Origin of the sequence: Oceanicola sp. S124, assembly GCF_000220565.1 — a bacterium.
Classification (GTDB): domain Bacteria; phylum Pseudomonadota; class Alphaproteobacteria; order Rhodobacterales; family Rhodobacteraceae; genus Pseudooceanicola.
Genome location: NZ_AFPM01000060.1, coordinates 42422 through 49178, shown reverse-complemented (window position 1 = coordinate 49178; position 6757 = coordinate 42422). Strand labels below are relative to the sequence as shown.

7 protein-coding genes are annotated in these 6757 nt (G+C 68.0%); 4 read left to right on the top strand and 3 right to left on the bottom strand.

Annotated elements, in window-relative coordinates; genetic code table 11:
* The first annotated feature begins 191 nt into the window (after positions 1–191).
* The 3 genes from ppk2 to OS124_RS25970 all read left to right on the top strand — a co-directional run bounded on the left by ppk2 (position 192) and on the right by OS124_RS25970 (position 3545).
* Positions 192–1061, top strand: a complete 870-nt coding sequence (gene ppk2 / locus OS124_RS0105485) for a polyphosphate kinase 2 (RefSeq protein WP_010138374.1) — start codon at positions 192–194, stop codon at positions 1059–1061.
* The gene (locus tag OS124_RS0105480) at positions 1054–1674 is read left to right on the top strand and encodes a TetR/AcrR family transcriptional regulator (RefSeq protein ID WP_010138372.1); all 621 of its coding nucleotides are present in this window, start codon (positions 1054–1056) and stop codon (positions 1672–1674) included. The genes ppk2 and OS124_RS0105480 overlap by 8 nt, the downstream gene beginning before the upstream one ends.
* 71 nt (positions 1675–1745) lie before the next feature.
* Positions 1746–3545 carry a methyl-accepting chemotaxis protein gene (locus OS124_RS25970; protein ID WP_010138371.1) on the top strand — a complete coding sequence of 600 codons (1800 nt, stop codon included), beginning with the start codon at positions 1746–1748 and terminating at the stop codon, positions 3543–3545.
* A gap of 722 nt (positions 3546–4267) precedes the next feature.
* On the opposite strand, the gene rpsI is transcribed toward OS124_RS25970, so the two are convergent.
* The 3 genes from rpsI to OS124_RS0105460 form a co-directional block, all read right to left on the bottom strand.
* Positions 4268–4756, bottom strand: coding sequence for a 30S ribosomal protein S9 (rpsI, locus tag OS124_RS0105470; protein WP_010138370.1), 489 nt, complete (start codon positions 4754–4756; stop codon positions 4268–4270).
* A gap of 3 nt (positions 4757–4759) precedes the next feature.
* The gene (gene rplM / locus OS124_RS0105465; RefSeq protein WP_010138369.1) at positions 4760–5221 is read right to left on the bottom strand and encodes a 50S ribosomal protein L13; all 462 of its coding nucleotides are present in this window, start codon (positions 5219–5221) and stop codon (positions 4760–4762) included.
* Between the two features lie 165 nt (positions 5222–5386).
* Positions 5387–5809, bottom strand: a complete 423-nt coding sequence (locus OS124_RS0105460; protein ID WP_029375196.1) for a PaaI family thioesterase — start codon at positions 5807–5809, stop codon at positions 5387–5389.
* 55 nt (positions 5810–5864) lie between these two features.
* Here OS124_RS0105460 and OS124_RS0105455 point away from each other — a divergent pair, with 55 nt between their 5' ends.
* Positions 5865–6653 (top strand): enoyl-CoA hydratase, encoded by a 789-nt coding sequence (locus tag OS124_RS0105455; protein WP_010138367.1) that lies wholly within the window; start codon positions 5865–5867, stop codon positions 6651–6653.
* Positions 6654–6757: the final 104 nt, after the last annotated feature.

Below are 6757 nucleotides of genomic sequence, written 5' to 3'. Positions count from 1 at the left end.
GTATCGAGGCAATCCAGCGCGCCGCGCGCCGGGGTGGCCTGATCGCCGCTGCCCCGCCCGGGGCCGCCGTGCCGGTCTCCCCCGGGCCAGCCGCGCAGCCGACCGGGGTCTGACCCCCGCGCCCCTCCGGTCGCGCGACACGTTGCACGCGGCGACCGCCCCCGCCATATAGGTAGAAAAGGACAACTCCGATGGACCTTCCCTTCGACGGGGCGATCAGCGCCTTCTACCAGACCGAAGCCCCCGAGGCGCTGCGCGAGGCGATCCGCCACGCCGACAAGGATGACGTGCTGTCCGAAAGCTACCCCTACCGGGAGCGCATGGGCGGCAAGGACTATGACCGCGCCTACGCCGACCTCCAGGTCGAACTGGTCAAGATGCAGGCCTGGGTGAAGGACAGCGGCGCCCGTGTCGCCTGTCTCTTCGAGGGACGCGATGCGGCGGGCAAGGGCGGCACCATCCAGCGCTTCCGCGAGAACCTGAACCCGCGCGGCGCCCGTGTCGTCGCCCTGCCCGCCCCCTCGGATACCGAACGCGGCCAGTGGTACTTCCAGCGCTATGTCGCCCATCTGCCCGGCGCCGGCGAAATCGCCTTCTTCGACCGCTCCTGGTACAATCGCGGCGTCGTCGAACATGTCTTCGGCTTCTGTACCCCGGCACAGCGCGAGACCTTCTTCGCCCAGGTTCCCGCCTTCGAGAAAATGCTGGTCGAGGACGGCATCTACCTGTTCAAGTTCTGGCTCAACCTCGGGCGGGCCGAGCAGCTGCGCCGCTTCCTGGCGCGCGAAAGCGATCCGCTGAAACAGTGGAAGCTGAGCAGCATCGACGTGAAGGGCCTGTCCCGCTGGGATGCCTATACCGGCGCCATCGCCGAGACGCTGGCCTACAGCCATACCGATGCTGCCCCCTGGACGGTGATCCGCTCGGACGACAAGCGGCGCGCCCGGCTCGAGGCGATCCGGCAGGTGCTGCACGCCCTGCCCTATTCCGGCAAGGACGAGGCCGCGCTCGGCCCGCTCGATCCCGGGATCGGGGGCGGGCCGGAGATCTGGGATGTCTAAGAAACGTGGCTACCACCACGGGAACCTGCGCCAGGCGCTGGTCGAGGCCGCGCTGCAGCTGATCGAGGCGCGCGGACCGACCGGGTTCACGCTCTCCGAGGCCGCCAAGCAGGCCGGCGTGACCCCTGCCGCCGTCTACCGGCACTTCGAGGGCCGCGAGGACCTGATCGCCGAGGCGGCGCGGCAGGGCTACGAGATCTTCGCCGATGTCATCGACTACGCCTATCGCAAGGGGCAGCCCTCGGCGCTGGCGGCCTTCGAGGCCACGGGGCGCGCCTACCTGGCCTTCGCCCGCAAGTATCCCGGCCATTACATCGCGATGTTCGAAAGCGGCATCTCGGTCAATCGCACACCCGAGCTGGCCAGCGAGGCGCGGCGCGCCTGGGATGTGCTGGAACGCGCGGCCCATGACCTTTCGCAGCACATCCCGCCCGAAAAGCGCCCTCCCGCCTCGATGTTCTCGGCCCATATCTGGGCCCTGAGCCACGGCGTGGTCGAGCTGTTCGCCCGCAACTCTCCCGGACGGCAGAGCCCCTTTCCCCCCGAAGACCTGCTGGAAAGCGGTATCGGGGTCTACCTGCGCGGGCTCGGGCTGATCGAGGAAGATCGCTAGAGGCGGCGTTAACCTGCGGCAAAGGCGAATCTGCGACACCCCGGGAGATACGAGGTCGGGGGTGTAGATACGTGACTGTCTCAACCGGACACCGGGACGCGCCGGTCATCAACGAAGCCACGCTGGGCCCGCGGTTCACCAAGGCCCGCGCCATGGCGCAGAGGCTTGTGGCCTTCTCCTGCCTGGCCTGCGTACCGGCGGTCGCCGCCGCCGGCCTGCTGGTCGGCAATGGCACCTTCCTGCCCACCACCCTGGCGTCGATTCTGCTGGCCATGATCGCCTCTGCGACCCTCCGCATGACCGGGAAGACGGCGCGGATCGTCGTTTCGCTCGCGCTGACCGGGCAGTGCATCCTGTTCAATGCCGCGATGATGGGCCACCCGATGCAGCCCGACAGCCACATGCTGTATTTCGTCGCCCTGACCGCCATCGCCACGCTCAGCTCGCGCCCGGCGCTGCTCTGGTCCGGGGGGGTCGTGGCTGCGCATCACCTCGTGCTGACCTTCACCGCCCCGGCGCTGGCCTTCCTGACGGCCGATCTGGGCTTCAACCTCTGGCGCGTCATCTTTCACGCGGCGACCGTGGTGCTGGCGGGCTGCAACCTGATGATCATCGTGCATTTCCGCTTGCTGCAGACCTATTTCTCGGAACGGCGGGCCGAAAAGCTCGAGGCGACGATGAGCGAGGCACAGCAGGCCCTGCGCGAGGCGAGGCGCCAGAAGGAAGAGGCGCAAGAGGCCACCCGGCGCGCCGAAGAGGCGCATGACGCCGCCAGCCGGGCCCAGAAGGCCGCCGAAACGGCGCTGGCCGAGGCCCGCGCCAATGCCGGTGCGGCCCGCGCCGCCGAGGCGAGCAATGCCGCAAACCAGGAACAGCATGCCCGCGAGGTCGAAGAGGTGATCGCGCATCTGCAGCAGAAGCTTTCCTGCCTGGCCCAGGGCGATCTGACCACCCGCATCGACCGCCCCCTGCCCGCCGCCTTTGCCGACCTGTCGCAAAGCTTCAATATCGGCGTCGCCCGCCTGGAAGAGGCCTTCGCCGCCGTCCAGGCCGAGGTTGTCTCGATCCGCGTCCAGTCGCGCGAGATCAACGATGCCGCCGAGGATCTTGGCCGGCGTACCGAAAAGCAGGTCACCACCCTTTCCGAGGCCGCCTGCACCCTGCAGCAACTCACCACCCTGATCGGAGAGATCGCCTCGGACACCGGCGCGGCGCGTACCGCGACCGAGGAAACCCGTGGCGAGGCCGTCTCGGGCAGCGAGGTGATGACACGGACCGTGTCGGCCATGGACCAGATCGAAGGGTCCTCGGCCGAGATCCGCAAGATCATCACCGTCATCGACGACATCGCCTTCCAGACCAATCTTCTGGCCCTCAACGCGGGGGTCGAGGCGGCGCGGGCGGGCACCGCCGGACGTGGTTTCGCCGTCGTCGCCAACGAGGTGCGGGCCCTGGCGCAGCGCAGTTCAGAGGCGGCGAAGGAGATCGACTCGTTGATCAACAGTTCGGCCGGTCACGTCGGACGCGGCGTGTCGCTGGTCAAGAGCACGGGCACCGCGCTCGGGTCAATCCGCGAGGCCGTGGAGCGCACCGCCGAAAGGATGCAGGCCGTCGCCGATGCCACCGCCGACCAGTCGCGCGGACTGCACGAGGTCAATGCCGCCATCAAGGAGCTTGAGTCCTTCACGCAACGCAATGCCGCGATCTTCGAAGAGACCCTGACCGCGAATGCGATGCTGTCGGAGACCGCAGAAGGGCTGGCGACCCGGATCGGCCAGTTTCGGATCGGCGAGAACCGCGCCTCCTACGCCGAGGAAGCCTGGCTGACCGAGGGCAAGGACCGGCGGATCGAACAGCGCCGACGGGCTTGAGCAAGTACCACGGGCGGGCCATGGATCGGGCGCAGGGAACTTGTCGCCGCCTCTTGCGCGGCCCCCGCAATCGGACCGGGCCCGGCCAGCGCTACCCGGCCTCTGCCGCCAGCCGCCGCCGGATACCCCGCGCCCTGCCAATGTGGCCCGCCCACAACGGGGCGCAGCATCCCCAACGGCGGCTCGACCGGCCTCCCCTCCGGCGGCCTGTATCGGCACGGCATCGCGCCTTCACGTCTCCCTTATGGCGACAGGGCCGGGCAGCCCGAGAAGGCACGCGATCCCGCAGCTCGTCCGCCTGCCGTACCCGGCCACAGCCTGGCCTCACGTGGCCGATGACCCTCCGTAGCGGACCACGTCCAAGGGCTTCGGTCCACGTCCGAGCTCATGCCGTCCCGCCCACAGCCTGGCCTCACGTGACCGATGACCCACCCTAGCGGACCACGTCCAAGGGCCTCGGCCACGTCCGAGTTCTTGCGGTCCCGGCCACAGCCTGGCCTCACGTGACCGATGACCCACCGTAACGGACCACGTCCAAGGGTCTCAGCCACGTCCGCGCTCTGCCGGCCTGAACCGACGACCCTTGGACGTGGCGCCCGCATCCCTGCGCGATATCCTGTCAAGGCGCCCGAACCTGACCCTGCCCCAACCCGGCGCCAGAAAGCAGAAAGCAGAAAGGCCGCCCCGAGGGGCGGCCTTTCGCAAATCGCAAGCTCTGGAAATCAGCGCTTGGAGAACTGGAAGCTGCGGCGGGCCTTGGCCTTACCGTACTTCTTACGCTCGACCACACGGCTGTCGCGGGTCAGGAAGCCAGCGGCTTTCAGCGCGGCGCGCAGCGAGGGATCGTAGAGTTGCAGCGCCTTGGAGACACCGTGCTTCACGGCACCGGCCTGACCGGACAGACCGCCGCCCTTGACGGTGGCGTAGACGTCGAACTCGCCTTCCACACCGGCAACGGTGAAGGGCTGACGCAGGATCATCTGCAGAACGGGACGGGCAAAGTACTTGTCCATCTCCTTGCCGTTCACGGTGACCTTGCCGGAGCCCGGCTTGATCCAGACGCGGGCAACGGCGTCCTTCCGCTTGCCGGTCGCATAGGAGCGGCCCAGCTCGTCACGGACGGGCTCGCGGGGGGCGTCGAACTCGACGGCCACGGCCTCGGCGGAAACGGCGTCTTTCAGGTCTTCCAGGGAATTCACTTGATCAGCCATTTATCAGCTCCGGGTGTTCTTGGAGTTCATGGACTTGACGTCCAGCACTTCCGGCGCCTGGGCGTCGTGCGGGTGCTCGGAGCCGGCATAGACGCGCAGGTTGGTCATCTGCTGGCGGGACAGGCGGTTGCCCGGCAGCATGCGCTTGACCGCCAGGGTCACGACGCGCTCGGGGTACTTGCCTTCGAGGATCTGGCCGTAGGTCCGGTCCTTGATGCCGCCCGGGAAGCCGGTGTGCCAGTAGAACCGCTTGTCAGCGCGCTTCTTGCCGGTCAGCTGGATCTTGTCGGCGTTGATCACGATGACGTTGTCGCCCATGTCCATGTGAGGAGTGAAGGACGGCTTGTGCTTGCCACGCAGGCGCATGGCGACGATCGAGGCGAGACGGCCCAGCACCACGCCTTCGGCGTCGATGATGATCCACTTCTTCTCGATGTCTGCGGGAGTCGCAGAGAAGGTTTTCATGGGGGTGCCCTTTGGAAATTGGCAGCCCGCGAAGCCGAAAGGACCCGCGGGCGAAGTGATGGGCGGTTTATACAGCCGCCCACCGGCCAGTCAAGCGCCACGCAGAGTGAAAACATAAACGAAATCAGCTTCTTGCAAAATAGGTATCAAAATACCCCAACAATTTCATCGCGCCGGGGGCAGCGAATAGGTCAGCGTGGCCCGGGCGACGGGGGCTCCGCCGTCCGCCGGCAGGATCAGAACGTCGCCGACCGCCAGCACCCGCCCCAGCTTCAGCAGCTTCGCCTCAGCCACCAGGTCCTGCCCGGCAGCGGGTTTGCGCATGAAGTCGAGCGAGCAGTTGGTGGTCACCGCCAGGGCCTTCGGCCCGACCATCGCCAGCACTGCCAGGTAGACCGCCACGTCGGCCAGGGCGAACATCGCCGGCCCCGAGACCGTGCCGCCCGGCCTGAGGTGGCGCTCGGCCACCGCCAGGCGGACCTTCAGGGCCATCTCGGCGACCTCCTCGATGACGTAGTCCCCCGCGACCTGCGGAAAGGCCTCCTCCAGGAAGCGGCTCAGCGCTTCGGCATCCATCGCAATTGGCATGTTTCCTCCCGTTCTCCTCGCGCCTAGAGTTCGCCAGGGAGAAGGAGGACACAAGATGGCAATTCTGGAACGTCACGACACCGGGCCCGTGGCCCAGCTGGTGCTGAACGCGCCCGAGCGGCTGAATGCGCTGAGCGATGCGATGCTGGAGGCCCTGGACGAAGCGCTCGGGGCGCTGGCCGGGGATCGCGGCATCCGCGTGGTGCTGCTGTCGGGGGCGGGCCGGGCCTTCTGCGCCGGGCATGACCTGAAAGAGATGCAGGCCGCGCGCCAGGCCGAGGACGGCGGGGCTGCCGCCTTTGCCGATCTCTTCGCCCGTTGTGCCCGGGTGATGACGGCGATCCGCGACCTGCCGCAGCCGGTGATCGCCCTGCCCCATGGCATTGCCACCGCCGCCGGTTGCCAGCTGGTCGCCAGCTGCGACATGGCGATTGCCGCGGAGGGCACGCGCTTTGGCGTCAACGGGGTGAACATCGGGTTGTTCTGTTCGACGCCGATGGTCGCGCTCAGCCGCAACGTGCCGCGCAAGCAGGCCTTCGAGATGCTGACCACCGGCGCGATGATCGACTGCACCCGCGCCGCCGAGCTGGGGCTGATCAACCGCGCCGTCCCCGCCGATCGCCTGCAGGCCGAGGGCGAGGCCCTGGCCGCGACCCTGGCCGGCAAGCTCGACATCGCGCTGCGCATCGGCAAGCGCGCCTTCTATCACCAGCTCGAGCTGCCGGTGGATGCCGCCTACGACTATACCGCCGAGGTGATGGTGGCGAACATGCTGGAGCAGGACACCGACGAGGGGATCAGCGCCTTCCTGGAAAAGCGTCCTCCCTCCTGGCAGGACCGCTGACCGCCCGAGGCGGGCGGCAAGACGTCATCATCCGGGGGCGCGCGGCCGGCAGCCGAAGCCGATCCCGGCCCAGGATCGCCGCCCCCCGTTGCCCTTCGCGTGCC